This window comes from Desulfobacterium sp. N47, assembly GCF_051233685.1.
GTDB lineage: Bacteria > Desulfobacterota > Desulfobacteria > Desulfobacterales > RPRI01 > RPRI01.
The window spans coordinates 1-16,245 of the sequence record NZ_JBAMMY010000292.1; the positions used below are offsets into that span (position 1 = coordinate 1).

Annotated in this window: 11 protein-coding genes; 3 read left to right on the plus strand and 8 right to left on the minus strand. The window is 40.0% G+C overall.

Annotated elements, in window-relative coordinates; all coding sequences use genetic code 11:
• Positions 1–102: 102 nt before the first annotated feature.
• The 6 genes from VXK47_RS18990 to VXK47_RS19015 all read right to left on the minus strand — a co-directional run bounded on the left by VXK47_RS18990 (position 103) and on the right by VXK47_RS19015 (position 9,817).
• Positions 103–612: a CheR family methyltransferase gene (locus tag VXK47_RS18990; protein ID WP_435550359.1), complete on the minus strand. Its 510-nt coding sequence runs from the start codon at positions 610–612 to the stop codon at positions 103–105.
• 5 nt (positions 613–617) lie between these two features.
• The gene (locus VXK47_RS18995; protein WP_435550360.1) at positions 618–4,361 is read right to left on the minus strand and encodes a response regulator; all 3,744 of its coding nucleotides are present in this window, start codon (positions 4,359–4,361) and stop codon (positions 618–620) included.
• A 48-nt stretch (positions 4,362–4,409) separates the two neighbouring features.
• Positions 4,410–5,786 (minus strand): HD domain-containing phosphohydrolase, encoded by a 1,377-nt coding sequence (locus VXK47_RS19000; RefSeq protein ID WP_435550361.1) that lies wholly within the window; start codon positions 5,784–5,786, stop codon positions 4,410–4,412.
• A gap of 4 nt (positions 5,787–5,790) precedes the next feature.
• A complete protein-coding gene (locus tag VXK47_RS19005) occupies positions 5,791–5,934 on the minus strand; it encodes a hypothetical protein (protein ID WP_435550362.1) in 144 nt (47 codons plus the stop codon).
• Between the two features lie 130 nt (positions 5,935–6,064).
• Complete coding sequence (locus VXK47_RS19010; RefSeq protein ID WP_435550363.1) at positions 6,065–9,217, minus strand: PAS domain S-box protein; 3,153 nt, start codon at positions 9,215–9,217, stop codon at positions 6,065–6,067.
• Between the two features lie 15 nt (positions 9,218–9,232).
• Positions 9,233–9,817: a PAS domain-containing protein gene (locus tag VXK47_RS19015; RefSeq protein ID WP_435550364.1), complete on the minus strand. Its 585-nt coding sequence runs from the start codon at positions 9,815–9,817 to the stop codon at positions 9,233–9,235.
• 533 nt (positions 9,818–10,350) lie between these two features.
• Here VXK47_RS19015 and VXK47_RS19020 point away from each other — a divergent pair.
• Genes VXK47_RS19020 through VXK47_RS19030 form a run of 3 tightly spaced genes read left to right on the plus strand, consistent with a single transcriptional unit; the run spans position 10,351 to position 14,843 of the window.
• A complete protein-coding gene (locus tag VXK47_RS19020; RefSeq protein WP_435550365.1) occupies positions 10,351–12,492 on the plus strand; it encodes a PAS domain S-box protein in 2,142 nt (713 codons plus the stop codon).
• A 1-nt stretch (position 12,493) separates the two neighbouring features.
• A complete protein-coding gene (locus VXK47_RS19025; RefSeq protein WP_435550366.1) occupies positions 12,494–13,714 on the plus strand; it encodes a response regulator in 1,221 nt (406 codons plus the stop codon).
• Entirely contained in the window at positions 13,707–14,843 is a 1,137-nt protein-coding gene (locus VXK47_RS19030) for an HD domain-containing phosphohydrolase (protein WP_435550367.1), read from the plus strand. The genes VXK47_RS19025 and VXK47_RS19030 overlap by 8 nt, the downstream gene beginning before the upstream one ends.
• A 231-nt stretch (positions 14,844–15,074) precedes the next feature.
• Here VXK47_RS19030 and VXK47_RS19035 read toward each other — a convergent pair whose 3' ends face one another.
• Together VXK47_RS19035 and VXK47_RS19040 are read right to left on the minus strand one after the other, a co-directional pair.
• The gene (locus tag VXK47_RS19035; RefSeq protein WP_435550368.1) at positions 15,075–15,374 is read right to left on the minus strand and encodes a hypothetical protein; all 300 of its coding nucleotides are present in this window, start codon (positions 15,372–15,374) and stop codon (positions 15,075–15,077) included.
• A 307-nt stretch (positions 15,375–15,681) separates the two neighbouring features.
• Positions 15,682–15,927, minus strand: coding sequence for a hypothetical protein (locus VXK47_RS19040; protein ID WP_435550369.1), 246 nt, complete (start codon positions 15,925–15,927; stop codon positions 15,682–15,684).
• Between the last annotated feature and the right edge of the window lie 318 nt (positions 15,928–16,245).

A 16,245-nucleotide genomic window follows, 5' to 3' on the forward strand; every position in this document is an offset into this window, starting at 1 on the left:
GGTATTGTCAAAAACTCGGCATTTATTGCCTTTTGTGGTTCTCCAATGAAAATCGGAGCCCTTAAGTCCGCTCTATTGCCGGGATTTCAACTGTTGACCTGTTTAACAAGCCGCCTTTAATCGTTTTGAAATTAGCTCAAAAGTATATTTTTTCATACAATCAATAGAGAAAATCCCTTCTTTCGCCTTATTCAGTATGACCTCATTAAAGTCGGTTGCATAAATCTGCGCCCTTTGATAAAGGCCTTCTTCTTTAAGCAGAATAGCCATAGAATAGACTTCTTCACCGGACGAACATCCTGCATTCCATATTTTTATAAAAGGGTATGTCTCCAAAACGGGCACCACTTTTGTTCTAAGCGCCAGGTAAAGCGATGGCTCACGAAACATTTCGGTTACATTTATAGAAAGATCTAAAAGTATGGTTTCAAAAAAAGCAGTATCGTATAGTAGTTTATACTGCATTTCGGAAAGACTTTTAAGTTCCGAGGCCAAAAGCCTGTGAAATAATCGCCGTTTTATGGAAGCCATAGAGTAATTTCTGAAATCATAACCATATTTCAGATAGATTGCTTCCAGAAGAAGCTTTACCTCTATATTTTCGTTTCCCATATCCTTCATTTTTGATATAGCCACACCCGCATAAGAGAGAGCAATTTATCAATATCAAAGGGTTTTGCCAGATAGTCACTGGCTCCTGCTTCCAGGCATTTATTCCTTTCGCCGGTCATAGCCTTGGCAGTGAGTGCAATAATCGGAAGAGATTTAAATCTCATTTGTTTTCTTATTTCAGTCATTGCTTCATATCCGTTCATTTCGGGCATCATTATATCCATCAGAACAAGATCAATATCCGGATTGCCGTTTAAGCGTTCCAGGCCTTCCCTGCCATTTTTACCCACAAGAACTTCCATCCCCTTTTCCTCGATAATGTTTGATACGGCAAAAACATTTCGCATATCATCATCTACAATAAGGACTTTTTTATCTTTAAACACCGATTCCTTATCATGGACAATGCGGATCATCTTTTGTTTTTGTTTGGGAAGATCTTTTTCTACACGATGTAAAAAAAGGGTTGTTTCATCAAGAAGTCTTTCATAGGACTTCGCACCTTTTATTATTATAGCTCCGGCCTGCCTGTTCAAAACGGCCTCATCTTCACGTGAGAATTCTTTTCCGGTATAGATAATAACCGGAATATCACTTATGTTTTTATCATTTTTAATCTTTTTTATAAAGTCAGGCCCGGACATATCCTCCAGATCAAGATCAAGAATCACGCAATCAAATGTTCCTGTTTTCAAAAGTTCATAGGCTGCATCTCCGCCACCGGAAATTTCAATCTGAACATCTTTGCCTTCAAGCAACTCGACAATATTGTTTCGTTCAATTTCATTATCTTCCACAACCAGAAGACGCCCTACCTTCTTGGTAATGATATTTTCTATCTTTTTAAAAACCGAATCAATATCTTCTAAAGACACCGGTTTGGTAAGATATCCGATCGCCCCCATTCTCATGGCAATTATACTTTTATCATCTGAAGCAGAAATGAAATGAACAGGGATATGGCGGGTTGCGGCATTTTCTTTTAATCTTTCCATAAGGCTCAACCCGTCCATCCCCGGCAAGCCGATATCTAAAATAACAGCATTCGGCTTATAATAATCGGCAAAGTGCAGACCTGTTTCTCCGGAACCCGCTATCAGGCCCTTGAAACCTCTTTCACGTGCAAGATCGAGCAAAACCTCCGCAAATTTTGAATCATCTTCGATTATTAAAATTGACTTGTCATCAGGATTAATGATTTTTCTATCATCTTTTATAGATTCCAGTTCTGTTTGCAATGGTTCGGCTTTTTGATAAAAGCTTGTTCTGTCTGCCTTGCCTGCCGTAACTGTTTCAGATGATTTTGCCGCTAACGCAACACCGTGCGGTTCTTTGTGTACATCCTTAATTTCCTGTTCCGGGGGAATTTCGGGAATATATAGTGTAAAGACTGTGCCCTTGCCTTCTGTAGTTTCAAGTGTAATTTCTCCTCCCAGCAGTTTTGCCATTTTTCTTGAAATTGTAAGGCCCAGCCCTGTTCCCCCATATTTTCTTGATGTAGTTCCATCTGCCTGTTGAAATGCTTCAAAAATCGATTGTTTTTTGTCTTCCGGAATACCTATCCCTGTATCTGAAACGGAAAATGCAATGGTGTTTTTGTTTACAAGGCCGTATAGTGTGAGATCAACAGTATTATCGGGACGAAAAACATCAAGAGAGATTGTACCTTTTTCGGTAAATTTAAAAGCATTTGAAAGAAGATTTTTTATAATCTGCTCAACCTTCTGTCTGTCGGAAACAAAGCCGGAAGGAATCCCATCTTTCTGATTTATTGTAAATATGAGGCCTTTTTCCTCAGCTATGGCCATAAAATAGCGCTTTAAAGTGTCAGTCAAATCCGCTATTTCCAGCTGTTCAAAACTGCATTCCATTTTGCCGGCTTCCACTTTGGCAAGATCTAATGCCTCATTGATCAGTTTTAAGAGATCTGCTCCGGCGCCATTAATAGTTTGTGCAAATTCAATATTTTTTTGATCAAGGTTTCCCTTTTTGTTTTCGGAAAGCAGCCTGGAGAGAATGAGAATACTGTTCAGCGGCGTTCTAAGCTCATGCGACATATTTGTCAGAAAGTCAGATTTGTATTTGCTCGCCAGCTCCAGATCCCGTGCTTTTTGTTCGATAAGCCTTTTTGCTTCTTCCAGCTCAACATTCTTTTTTCTGATATTTTCTTTTTGCTTTTCGAGTAACATAGCAGTTTCTTCCAGCTCTGTATTTATTTGCTGTAAATCATTCTTCTGGTTCTTCAGTTTTTCTTCAGATTCTCCCAAAGCCAGGGTTTGTTCCTCAAGTTCCTGGTTTGTCTGCCGGAGTTCTTCCTGCTGAACCCTTAATGCTCCGGCCTGCACCTGTGTTTCTTCCAGAAGCAAACGGGTGCGGATATAAGCTTCGCAGGCATATATGGAAATGGCAATCCCTTTACCTGCCTCATCAAGGAAATCCTTCTGCATATCGGTAAATTCCTGAAATGATCCAACCTCGATTACTCCTTTTAGTTCATCTTCATAGAAAAATGGAGTAACTATTATGTTGTGGGGAGAGGATTCACCCAGACCGGAATTTATTTTTATATAGTCTTTTGGAACATTGTTTATGATGATGCTTTCCTTTTGCCTCGCAGCTTCACCCACCAGACCTTCGCCGAATTCGAACTTATCGGGAATTTCGTTTCTTTTTTTGCAGGCATAGCCACCGGTCAACTGAAGCATGTTTTTGTTTTGGACCAAATAAAGCGCCCCAATCTTTGCGTCCAGTCGGATACAAAGGTATTCGATAATCTTTTGGGCTAATACGGCAAGATCCTGTTCGCCGCGAATTCGTTCGCCCAATTCCGCCTTGCCGGTTTTTAACCAATTCTGTTTCTGTTCATTTATTTTATTTTCTTTTAATGCCCGGGTCATATTGTTAAAGGCAAGCGTTAGAGTGCCTATTTCATCATTTGATTTTACAGCAATCTCCTGCCGAGAAAAATCACCGGCAGCAATTATTTTTGCACTTCCGGTCAATATCTTAAGAGGAAATGTTATGGAACGTACAATTTTAATACCGATAAAAGTGTTTAAAGCAATTAATATGCAGGCCAATATAATAAAAATCCATAAAGAAACCGAAACGATCCATGATGAATAAGCTTCAATTTCAGAAGTGTATTCAGTAAAAAGTTCTTTATTTTTTTTATCAAGCTCAAAAATTTGTGCCATCTGCCAGAGTTCGTTCATATTATCTTTTTTATGATATTGTTCCGCCAACATGAGCTGCTGCTTCATATTATTGAAAGAAGCTGATGAAGTATCGCCGAGTTGTCTCCACAGCTGACTTTGAGGAAGAAGAACCGCCACTATAGCCATAGTTTTCGCATGATTATAATTTATTGTTTCAAAAGTTTTTGAAACTCTTCCGGCAATATCATCTAAAGATTCTGGATTTGTTGCTTTCACTAAATCCGTGATAACCATTGTTCCGGCTATGGAGCTATTAAGATGTTTTATAAAGTCATTATATGATAAATCTCCGGTACCAGCCCCCTGGTAAGAAGGGTCATCCTTTTGTTTCAGCAGATATTCCCTGAACGCCGAGATTCCATCAGTATATTCAATCACCGTTTTGTGTTCGGCTCTCGTCACTATTCCTACCATATTAATCACCACCATCAAAAAAGCTGAAACAGCGAAAAGAAGTATAAAAGACGCAACGGTAGTGCCAATAAACGTATAAATTTTATTGCTTATGGAAGCTTTTTTGGAAAATTTCATAATCGCCTCTTCCCGAACAACGATAAACGGTATTCGCTATTCAATTAATCAAAACTTAAACCCCTTCTCATTAAAAAGTATAAGGCAGGCATCAACAGCTGCCGGATCATAGAGGATGCCTTTATTTTTGGAAATTTTCTCCAGAGCTTTATCAATTCCCTGAGCAGGACGATAAGGGCGGTGTGATGATATGGCCTCTACAGTATCGGCTACGCTCAATATCCGGGTTTCTACAAGAATTTCTTCTCCTTTCAAGCCCTTCGGATATCCTGAACCATCCATTCTTTCGTGGTGCTGTAATACAATTTGTGCAACAGGCCATGGGAATTCTATATTTTTTAAGATATTATACCCTGCTTCAGGATGAGTCTTTATAAGCCTGTATTCAATTTCACTCAATTTCGATGGCTTGCTTAAAATATCTGCCGGAACCGATAGCTTGCCAAGATCATGGATTGATCCGGCCATATCGATTCCCTCTGTCTGTTGTGCAGACAAATCCATTTCTATGGCTATTGCCTTAGCCAGCGCGGCCACACGCCTCTGATGTCCTGCTGTATATGGGTCGCGGGTTTCCATGGTTAATGCCATAGCCTGTATAATTCCTCTGGTGGCATTTTGGAGCCTTTTAAGGCTTTCTTTTATTTTTTCTTTGGACTTTTTGCCTTGATCGATATCGGTAATCAGCCCGCGTAAATCGACAATTTTATTTTCCCTGATAATCAGGCGGCTTGAAGAACTAACCCATACAGGTTCTCCTGATTTTTTGATAAGCCGGTGTTCAAATGCTCCGGTATCCCCGGCTAACCTTTTTTCAAACTGATTATAGATAATGGGATTGCCTTGGGGAAAAACGAATTCGAGAAAAGAATGCCCTACAATTTCAGATGGACCATATCCTATCAATAATTCAGCCGACGGGCTGATGTAAGTTACAGTTCCTTTGGTATCCAATATATAAAGTATACCGCTGATATTTTCGACCAGCTCCCGGTATTTTTCCTTCGACTCGATCAAGGCATATTCGCTTTGCTTTCGCTTTATTTTTAATCCGGCTTCATTCAAAGCCCCCTGAATCGCAGGGACAAGCCTCAAAAGCCTGTCTTTAAGAACATAATCTGTTGCGCCGCTTTTTAAAGATTCAACAGCAATCTCCTCGCCCAGCGTACCGGTAACAAAAATGAAGGGCACATCAGGGCATTTTTTCAGTGCAATTTTCAACGCAGACAGGCCGTCAAATAAAGGAAGCGTGTAATCTGCGAGTATAATATCGATATTATGATTTTCTATTGCCCAAAGATAGTCTTTTTCATTATCAACACGAATTAGTTTGCACTCAATTCCGGCATCTAAAAGAATTTCCTTTATCAGCTCAGAATCAACGGGACTATCTTCAAGGTTAAGTATATTCAGGTTTTGTTTCATATAGTCAGGTGTCAGGAAACAGGGATCGGGGATCATGGGCTACATCAACTGCGTTTGCAATGTTGGTTTCTGCAAAAGCTTCCATGGCCAACTCCACATCGTTTGCATTGTCTTCCACCAGCAGAATTTTTTTTAACGCAATATTCATAGATTCTCCATAAATGCCGAAATTCAAAATTTGGATAGCGATTGTCATTAAATAAGATTTCTTAGGTTATAGCGATTGTCATAAAACTGTTCCGATTGGGTATGGGTACGTATGCTATAACACCTTACTGTTAACCTATCAAAAATTTTTTGTTACCCATTGATATTCGCTTTTCGTTGTTCTTTTCTACAGATATCGGCAAGCTAAAATATATTGTAGCCCCTTTATCCGCTTCTCCTTCGGCCCTGGTTTCTCCACCATGACGATGTATAATTCTGCGGACATTGGCAAGACCAAGGCCGGTGCCTTCAAAATCTTCGGCGCGGTGCAGGCGCTGAAAGAGGCCAAAGAGTTTATCGACGTATTTCATATCAAAACCTGCTCCATTATCCTTTACATAGAAAAACGTTTCACCGCTGTCTTCTTCTTTGCTTCCTATTTCGATAATGGCCATTTCCCGCTCTTTTGTAAATTTTATTGCATTGGAAATTAGGTTTACATATACAAGTTTCAGCATGGCGGGATCTCCCGAAACTTCAGGAAGCGGGTGGATTTTCCATTCAATATTTCTTTCTTTTGTATCTATATCAAATTCCTTTAACACTACATTTACCAGATTGTTAAGGTTTATGTTCTTTCTCATCATTTCGGAGCGGCCCATCCGTGAAAACGACAGAAGATCCTCAATCAAATCCGCCATCCTGGCTGTTGAATCTTTGATGACTTTCAAATAGTGCCTGCTTTTTTCATCAAGAGCTCCGGCTGCGTGCTTGGAAAGCAATTCTCCAAAACCGGTTATGTGTTGCAGCGGAGACCTTAAATCATGAGAAACGGAATAACTGAATGCTTCAAGCTCTTTGTTTACAATTTCGAGCCGCGCAGTGCGTTCCTGCACACGCTGCTCCAGCTCGGCGTTTAATTTCCGGACTTGCCTCTGGGCCTCCTTCTGATCCTCCACAACGCTTAACAGCGCCTGTCGTGATTTTTCGGCATCTTCAAGCAGTATCCGTATTTCTTCGTTTGCGGCAAGCATACGTTGCTCTGCCTGCTTGGGTTCCGTTACATCCATTATATTGCCGAATACGCGGATTGTTTCGCCTTCTTTGCGTTCAGCCTGTCCGCTCGTCCGCACCCATATCAGCGTTCCATCTGCCTTCATTGACTGCAAAACATGATCATAGGGTTCACCGTATTCAAGGGTTCGCAGGAATAGTTTGTTTATTTTTTCCTGGTCTTCAGGCAGGTAAAACAGCTTTGCAAAGTCAGGATTGTTTGGATCGTAGTCTTTTGTTACGCCGTGGATATTATAAACCTCATCGCTCCATAACATGTTCCTGCTTTCCACATCATATTCCCAGCCTCCAATATGCATTATTTCCTGGGCTTTTTTAAGAAGAGTTTCGCTTTTTAGGATTTTTTCTTCCGCCAGCTTTTGCTCAGTTATCTCGGTATGCGTTCCCAGCATACGAAGCGGTTTTCCTTCAGCGCTATATTCAACAATCTTTCCCAGAGAAAGAATCCATTTCCAATCTCCGGATTTTGTCTGCTGCCTGAATTCTACCCGGTAGACCGGAAGTTTGCCCACGATGTATTCTTTAAATGTTTTGGTAACGCGTTCGCGGTCATCAGGATGGAGGCGCTCTATCCATTTATCGTTTGTTTCCACAAAGGGGGCCGGATCATAGCCAAGCATCATTGCATATTCAGGGTTGGTTTTGGCTTCACCGGTTTCTATGTTAAGATCATACGTCCCCTGATTGGCGGCAGTAAGTGCCAGTTGCAACCGTTCTTTGCTTTCCTGCAGATATTTTTCGGCAAGTTTGCGCTCTGAGATATCGGTTATAAAAGCATAGTAATAGTCAGGCCGGCCATTTTCCTTTCTAATAAGATGTACCAACAGTTCGATTGGAATGCGCCTTCCGTCTTTACGGATGTATTCTTTTTCATACCGGACAGGCTGACCTGTGCTATTTAACTCCTTCAGCTTCAACAATTCGCCCTCAGAACGTTCCTGGGCAAAATAATTTGCCTGGTTTATTTTTTCAATCTCTTCTTTGCTGTAACCAAGCAGTTTTGCGAAAGCATTGTTAAATATGCCGATTCTACCGTCAGGATAACCCACAAGAAAAGGCTGAGATGATTTATCGATCACATCTGCCAGAAAAGCGGCTTTTTGCCTGCTTTCGGCCAGGGCTTCCATGGAGGCTCTTCGCTCCTGTTCTAAGGCAAGCTCTTTTTGAAGCATCCGGTTATCGTGCTGTCTCATCAAAAGCCTTAAGCCAAGTGATACGGATAAAAGCAGGGCAAGAAGCGCGATTCCGTTCAGCAATATCTGCTGGTACAAATCCGCATACATTTCTTTGAAATCTATCTTTGCTACCATAAACCATTTTGTCCCGGGTATCTTTCTCACATCGGCAAGTACCGGCTCTTTCCGGTAGTCAAGACCCTCCACAATGCCCTCATAGCCTGTTAAAGCCATAGCTGCCGGAAGCCGCCAACCGGTTTTAACCGGTAACCGCAGCTTAAGCGCTGTATTTTGGCGGTATCGTAATTCATTTAAAAACAAAACGTCATTTCCTTCACGCCGCACAAGAAGAGTCTCAGCGCTTTTTCTTGCAGATGGCCATGTTTGAATCAGAGGATACAAAACCCTGTAGGGATCAATCTGTATCATCCAGACTCCGGTTACCATATCCTTATCCTTTGCACCCAGTGTGTTTTTAACCGGAATATATATGCTAAAATGGATATATTTCCAGGTATCATTATCCTGATGCAGATCTATCGGCAAAATATCTTTTGAACGCAAAACATCCTGAAAATATCTGTCGTGTGAAATATCGAAAGCGGCCAAATCTTTTGGAACAGACAACAGCGGCGTGCCTTCAGAGTTGTATAGCACCATCATCTTGTAATCATTATATTTCTGCTGGTTTTCCATCCATCCGAGTAATTCTGCCTTCACTTCTGCGTTGTTTGGGTTGGCAAAAAATTGCTGTACTTTCATTTGAAGTATTAAATTATTCGAAACCGCCTCAGCGTCTTTTAAGCGATTTTTGTACCAGTATTCGATCTGATTTACTTTAAGATTGGCTACAGCAGAAATTTCAGTTTGTGCTGCTTTTTTGGCTGCCCGATACTGCTGCTTAATATATAAATATTCGGTTATTCCAACAATAATCAGCATAAACAGTAATAATAAAGGGGCTGGCGCAAACCAGCGGAATGATGTTGGATTTTTCAGTTTAGAAGTATTTTGAGCGGATATTTTATGGTTCATGTTATCGCTTACCGGTTAATCACTGATTGCAGGCAGTATAACGCGGCGCTGCCCCGATTTTACCAAAAGCTCGTTTACCTCGCGCTTTAGTTCAATAACACGCATTTCGCGGCCCATAACGGCTTTGTTCCAGCGCTGCAGCTCATCTATTTTCATTCTGAGCTGCATTTCTATTTGCCTTTGTTCTGTAATATCACGAGCTGTTGAAAGGGCGCCCTTCACATTTCCCTGCTCATCTTTATCTATTTCAGGAACAGCTCTCATCATTGTTTCAATAATTCTGCCGTCTTTTGCTACAAGCTGTCTATCTTCCTGTGTAAAACGGTTTTTCAGTGCACGCTGATATCCGCCGCATTCCAGCAATTCGGTGCGCGATTGTGAAGTGTAAAAGTCTGCCAGCGGATGTTTCAGCACTTCAGAAATTGTATATCCAAGAGCGCTTAAAAAGAGAGCATTGCAGTCAACGATAACAGGCACGCCATCCTGATTGCGGGTAATAACATACATAACAGGGGCTTCTTCGAATAAATTGCGATAATGCTGTTGAATTTGCTTTAATGCTTCTTCGGCAAGTTTTCTTTGTGTTATATCTGATCGCATTTGCGGCTTTATAATGCCCTCCAAAAACCAAAGGTTAGACTAAGGTGATTTCACGGCATGGTATCCGTTGATGCTCATAGAACAATATACTTTTTTTAACATTTTATGATAGTTAAGTCAAACAATTAATATACAACCCTGAAACCCATATAATATCTATTCAAGGCATTATTGTTTTGCCGAAGTATGCGAACAGCATAAATTTAAACCGGCTTTTTTTCAGCGCCAAAACCGATATGAATTATGCTATATCTGATTTAACCTTCAGCCAGACCCCGATTATTTTGAACATGATGCCATTAATTTGACAGCAATTATTTTATATTCCGACAAAACTACTTGTAAATATTGAATTAATTATACAATATTCTTGGCATGAATGTTGTATAATTATATTTGCATAATGATATATTGATGGATTCGCATATAATCCACAAATTATTAGAGCCTGTTTCAAAACGTTTCAGTTTAGTCAAGGTCAAGGCGGGCGAAAACGGGAACATGTTGTAACAAATATTCTAAGGACTTTTTTTATGGGCAATCAATCAATTTATGATAAATATGAGCAAATGACACGCGATTATGATTTGTTGAAACAAAATCTGAAACATCATGAAAAAACCATAAAATTGCTGCAATTAGTTATTGATAGTATGCCGCAGCGTATTTTCTGGAAAGATCAAAACGGAGTTTATTCCGGTTGCAATGAAAAATTTGCGCAGGAAGCAGGCTTTGAGAGCAAAGATGATATTGTGGGGAAAACGGATATTGATTTAGCCCGGAATAAAGGTGATACGAATTTTTATATGTCAGGCGATCGGAAGACAATGGATATCACTACTCCAAAATACAATATTATAGATTCTCAAATTCGTGCTGACGGCAAAGAGATCTGGCTGGATATAAACAAGATTCCTATGCGTGATCCGGATGGAAATATTAGCGGAATCATAACCACATATGAAGAAGTTACCGGTCGCAAGGAAGCTGAAAGCGGATTGCAGCATTACAGGGAAGAACTCGAACAACTTGTTGCTGAAAGAACCCTCCGGATTGAAAACTCAAAAAACGAACTGAAAGAACAGCATGACTTCTTACAAAAACTTATTGATACCATTCCAAATCCTGTATTTTACGGAAGCAGGGATGGTTTATGTATAGGTTGTAACAGCGCCATAGAAGAATTTTCAGGAAAGGATAAAAGCAAAATAATAGGAAAGTCGGTTTTTGAAATACTGCCGGAAGGAGAGGCGAAAAAATACCATAAATATCAAGTTGAAATGTTCAGCAATTCCGGATTTCAACAAACGGAAGACGAGATATTGCATAAAGACGGAAGCAGGCATTACATACGTTGTAATAGAGCTACATTTACAGATACAAATGGTAAAGTAGCCGGCTTTATAGGAGTAGTGAGTGATATTACCGATCTTAAAAAGGCCCAGGAAAACCTGCTTAAATTAGGTATTGAAAATGAAACCTTGATTCGTTCAATTTCTTCGTTTTTGATAGGAGTGGATTCAAACGGGCTTATAACAACCTGGAACAAAGTTGCCCAAAATCTTTTTGGAATCGATTCGGAAAAAGTCAAAAGGCTTCCCTTTGCCGAATGCGGGTGTTTGTGGGAATGGGAAAGGATAAAAGACGGAATATCAAAATGCCTGGAAAGCCACAGTCCTGTCAGTGTGGACAATGTTCTTTTTACTAAAACAGATGGTAAATCCGGATTTTTGGGAATAACCTTAAATCCGATGGTTCTTGAAGAAGCTGATAATACAGGTTTTTTATTAATGGGGGCCGATATTACAGACAGAAAACATATGGAATTACAGTTAGCCCAGAGCAGCAAACTGGAATCAATAGGTCAACTATCAGCCGGTATAGCACACGAGATCAATACACCTATTCACTATATCGGAGACAATATCCTTTTCCTGCAAAATGCACATAATGATATAGAAAAGTTGATCGGATATTTCCGGCAATTGATAGATGCCGTAAAACAAGGAGACCGGACAGATAATATTGTTGATGATGCCGAAAAGGCTATGAAAAAAATGGACCTGAATTATCTTGCCGAAGAAATCCCTTTAGCCATACAGCAAACACAGGATGGTATAGCGCGGGTTGCGAAAATTGTTCGTTCCATGAAAGATTTTTCTCACCCTGATGAAGAAGAAAAATCAAATGTTGACATAAACCATTCTCTTGAAAATATCATTACTGTAACCCGGAATGAGTGGAAATATACAGCGGAAATGGAGACCGATTTTGATGAATTCCTTCCTCTGGTTTTTGCTTATGCAGGAGAGCTGAATCAGGTATTTTTAAATATTATAGTCAATGCTGCCCACGCTGTTTCTGATGTTGTGAACAAACATCCGGAGCAAAAAGGGATTATTTCTTTGTCAACCTGCACAAAGGATGATTTTGTAGAAATAAGAATCGGAGATACGGGAACCGGAATACCGAAAGATATCAGGTCCAGGATTTTTGATCCTTTTTTCACGACAAAGGAAGTTGGAAAAGGGACGGGGCAGGGTTTAGCTATCTCTCATTCAATAATTGTTCAAAAACACTGTGGCAGTTTAAGTTTTGAAACCGAAGAAGGTGCAGGAACCACTTTTATTATAAGGCTTCCATTGAAAAATACTTCTGAAACATTAGGTGCATAATTTGAAAACAAGAATACTTTTTGTAGACGATGAAGAAATGATGTTGCAAGGTCTTAAACGTATGTTAAGGCCTTTGCAGGATAACTGGGAAATGGCCTTTGCCGTAAGCGGTTCCGAAGCGTTGGATTTAATGGCCAAGCAGCCATTTGATGTCGTGGTTTCTGATATGCGAATGTCCGGGATGGACGGAGCTGCTCTTCTGAACTTAATAAAAACGGAATATCCACAGGTTGTCCGAATTATTCTCTCCGGTCAATCGGATAGAAAAACCGCCCTGAATTCAGTGAAATCTGCTCATCAATATCTCGCAAAACCATGCGTTCCGGATATACTTAAAAATACTATAAACAGAGCCGTTGCATTACGCGATCTTCTCAACAATGATAAAATACAGGGACTTATTGCCAGGATGGATTCTCTGCCCAGCGCTCCGTCTCTTTATGTTAAAGTAGTTGAACTCCTTGAGCAATCTGAATGTTCTATAAAGGATATTGGAGAAACAATTGCCAAAGACCTTGGCATGACTGCTAAAGTTCTCCAACTTGTCAATTCCTCTTTTTATGGTATTCCAAGACATATATCACACGCAGAGGAAGCGGTCAGCCTGCTCGGTCTTGACACTGTAAAAGCCCTCATCCTCTCAATCGGTATATTTTCCAAGTATGAACATAATAATTCTTTTCCCTTTAAAATTGAAACACTCCTTAATCATAGTATAAAAACCGGAGCAATCGCCAAAAAGCTGGCCGTCCTGGAAAATTTCCCCAAATATATGACAGACGAGGCCTTTATATCCGGAGTGCTTCACGATATCGGCAAACTGGTTCTTGCAGCCAATATGCCGGAAAAATATAAAGAGGTTCTTGATATGGCAAAATGCCGGAACATTCCCGATAATGAAGTGGAACGGCAGATATTTGGAACAACTCATTCTGAAGTAGGCGCATATTTATTAGGATTATGGGGAATGCCTGACGTTATTGTAGAGACTGTCGCATTTCATCATTCTCCTATGGATTCCGTTGTAGATGGTTTTGTTCCTTTGAGCATTGTGCATATGGCCAACGGCCTGGAACATTGTGGAAGTCAACCGGATTTATCGGCTGCAAATATTCCGAAGATTAATTATAGTTATTTTAACAAAATCGGTTTGAACGACCGAATCGCTGAGTGGCTTAAAATGGCTGCAACTATAAATAACAAGGGTGAAAACAATGAATGAAGCAATTCTTATTGTTGATGATGATATTAATTTCCTGTCAGGAATAAGGCGGCATTTGAGGAATGATTTTAATTTACATACAGCACAGGGTCCTCATGAAGGGCTTGCCGCAATCAAAAAAAACGGCCCTTATTCAGTAGTTGTTTCCGATCTGCAAATGCCTGAGATGAACGGGATAGAATTTCTAAAAGAAGTAAAGAAAATTGCACCGGGTACGGTCCGCATAATGCTGACCGGCAATGCAGATCTCAACAAAACTATTTGCGCAGTCAATGAAGGCAACATATTCCAGTTTCTGACAAAACCCTGCTCTCCCGATACTCTGAAGAATGTGATTAATCTCGGTATCAAACAGCATAGATTGGTAATTGCCGAAAAGGAGCTTCTTGAGAAAACCCTTAAAGGAGCCATCTCAGTACTGAACGAAATTCTGTCTCTTGTAAATCCTGTAGCTTTCGGAAGGTCTACCAGAATAAAACAGCATGTAAAACAAATTGCCGAAAAGCTTGATCTTCCCAATATATGGTGGCTTGAAATGGCTGCCATGCTTTCGCAGATCGGATGTGTTATTCTGCCGGAAGAAGCGCTGAAGAAGCTTTACAGAGGAGAAGAACTTGCCGGAGAGGAAAGCCAGTTGTTTGATATGCATCCGATGATAGCATCCGATCTGCTTTCCAAAATTCCACGTCTGGACAAATTGGCTGAAATAATCCTCTACCAGGAGAAATTCTTTGACGGATCGGGTAATCCTAAAGACAACAGGCAGGGCGAAAATATTCCTGTCGGCGCAAGAATTTTAAAAGCAGCTATAGATTTTGATATTCTGGAAGCAAAAGGAACCGAAAAAAGCAAAATTATAAGGCATCTTAAAAGTCTGCCTGGAAAATATGATCCGGCTGTGCTGTCTGCCATTGAATCACTGATCGGCGGTATTGAAAAGTATGAAAAAACTGATGTATTATTTGCCGATCTTAAAACAGGCATGATTCTTAATGAGGATCTCCGTTCAAAAACAGGCCGTTTGCTGATATCAAGAGGTCACGAAGTCAGCTCCGTTCTGCTTAGCCGCCTTCAATCTTTTGCAAAATCCGAAGGCATTATCGAGCCGGTAAGTGTTCTTATTCAATAAATCTGTTAATAGCAAATGCAAGCAGATGAATTTATATATAATATTTGTCAGTGTGCCATTGTAATGGGTTAGATCCTATTGGCCTAAAACACACAAACGGTTATGCGTACAAATGGTGATAAAATATAAGCCTGCCTTTGAATAATCGTATCCCGTTAATCGAACGGAACGGCGGTGATGCGTATCAGGATCGAATATCATATTATTTCCTGTCCCGAATACTTCCACTTCTTAATTACGGGTTACATTCTTTATATCCCTACCTGCTTTTTTCCAGGTCTTCTTGGCTTTCCTATCGATAGACTTCAAGTCCTTTTTCGCCTTCCTATCGATGGCCTTCAAGTCTTTTTTTGCTTTCCTGTCAATGGTTTTAAAATCTTTCTTGGCCTTCTTCCCCACTGACTTGATAATCTTCTTCATACCCCTGTCAGCCTCTTTAAAGCCTTCTTTTGCGGTCTGTGCCTCATTAGCGTAAACCATTGAAGACGGGGCAAGTAAACATAAGATCAGTAAAATACAAAATAAACGCATTTAATCCTCCTTACACCGACACTTGTGTCATACCATGTTTGATCGACTATTCGTCCATAATCATTTAGCACCATTTGTGCCTGGATGGATATTCCGCTCAAATCGGCCACTTGTTCCGGAACAAATCGGCCACCTGATCGGAGCGAAGCGACGCCGGTTTTTTTCTATTTCTCAGTTTTGTTTTTTTTAGTCAAGGGTGATCTTATTTTCCGAAATATCCATTGGTTTTGAGTTAATAGAAGAATTGGGGATTGCAGTTAATAAGGCCGGATTCCAATTGCTGGAAATTCCTAAAGGGGCGCTTTTTTCAGCCGGAAAGGCTTTCCTCAAATACAAAAAAAGGAGAGAAAACGGCTCCATTACCTGATTTTTTCATTGGTGCGCATGCAGAGATATTAAATATAGATTTATTAACCAGGGACGTTTCAAGATATAAACCATATTTTCCAACTGTAAAATTAATAGCACCATAAGCTGTATAAACGAAAAAGCTGTAAAAAGTGTTGCAAAAAATAATGATCATAGAGATTATTCTACCTGTTTTTACTGCCATAGTTTTCTCCTTTTGTTAAGTTTTAACGATTTTTCAAACTTGTTGTTTCCAAGTCATTTCTCACCGCTTTAAAGATAGAAAAAAACTAAAAAGATTGTAAACTCCAAGATAAATCTGAAATATACCACTTGCCGTCAGCACTTCCATCAATTTAATAATATTTAATATTAATATACGTTAGAGCTAATTTCAAAACGATTAAAGGCGGCTTGTTAAACAGGTCAACAGTTGAAATCCCGGCAATAGAGCGGACTTAAGGGCTCCGATTTTCATTGGAGAACCACAAAAGGCAATAAATGCCGAGTTTTTGACAATACC

Coding starts and splice junctions, on each gene's coding strand:
- VXK47_RS18990 (WP_435550359.1), bottom strand. CDS start 612: ATGGGAAACGAAAATATAGAGGTAAAGCTTCTTCTGGAAGCAATCTAT.
- VXK47_RS18995 (WP_435550360.1), bottom strand. CDS start 4,361: ATGAAATTTTCCAAAAAAGCTTCCATAAGCAATAAAATTTATACGTTT.
- VXK47_RS19000 (WP_435550361.1), bottom strand. CDS start 5,786: ATGAAACAAAACCTGAATATACTTAACCTTGAAGATAGTCCCGTTGAT.
- VXK47_RS19005 (WP_435550362.1), bottom strand. CDS start 5,934: ATGAATATTGCGTTAAAAAAAATTCTGCTGGTGGAAGACAATGCAAAC.
- VXK47_RS19010 (WP_435550363.1), bottom strand. CDS start 9,217: ATGAACCATAAAATATCCGCTCAAAATACTTCTAAACTGAAAAATCCA.
- VXK47_RS19015 (WP_435550364.1), bottom strand. CDS start 9,817: ATGCGATCAGATATAACACAAAGAAAACTTGCCGAAGAAGCATTAAAG.
- VXK47_RS19020 (WP_435550365.1), top strand. CDS start 10,351: ATGGGCAATCAATCAATTTATGATAAATATGAGCAAATGACACGCGAT.
- VXK47_RS19030 (WP_435550367.1), top strand. CDS start 13,707: ATGAATGAAGCAATTCTTATTGTTGATGATGATATTAATTTCCTGTCA.
- VXK47_RS19035 (WP_435550368.1), bottom strand. CDS start 15,374: ATGCGTTTATTTTGTATTTTACTGATCTTATGTTTACTTGCCCCGTCT.
- VXK47_RS19040 (WP_435550369.1), bottom strand. CDS start 15,927: ATGGCAGTAAAAACAGGTAGAATAATCTCTATGATCATTATTTTTTGC.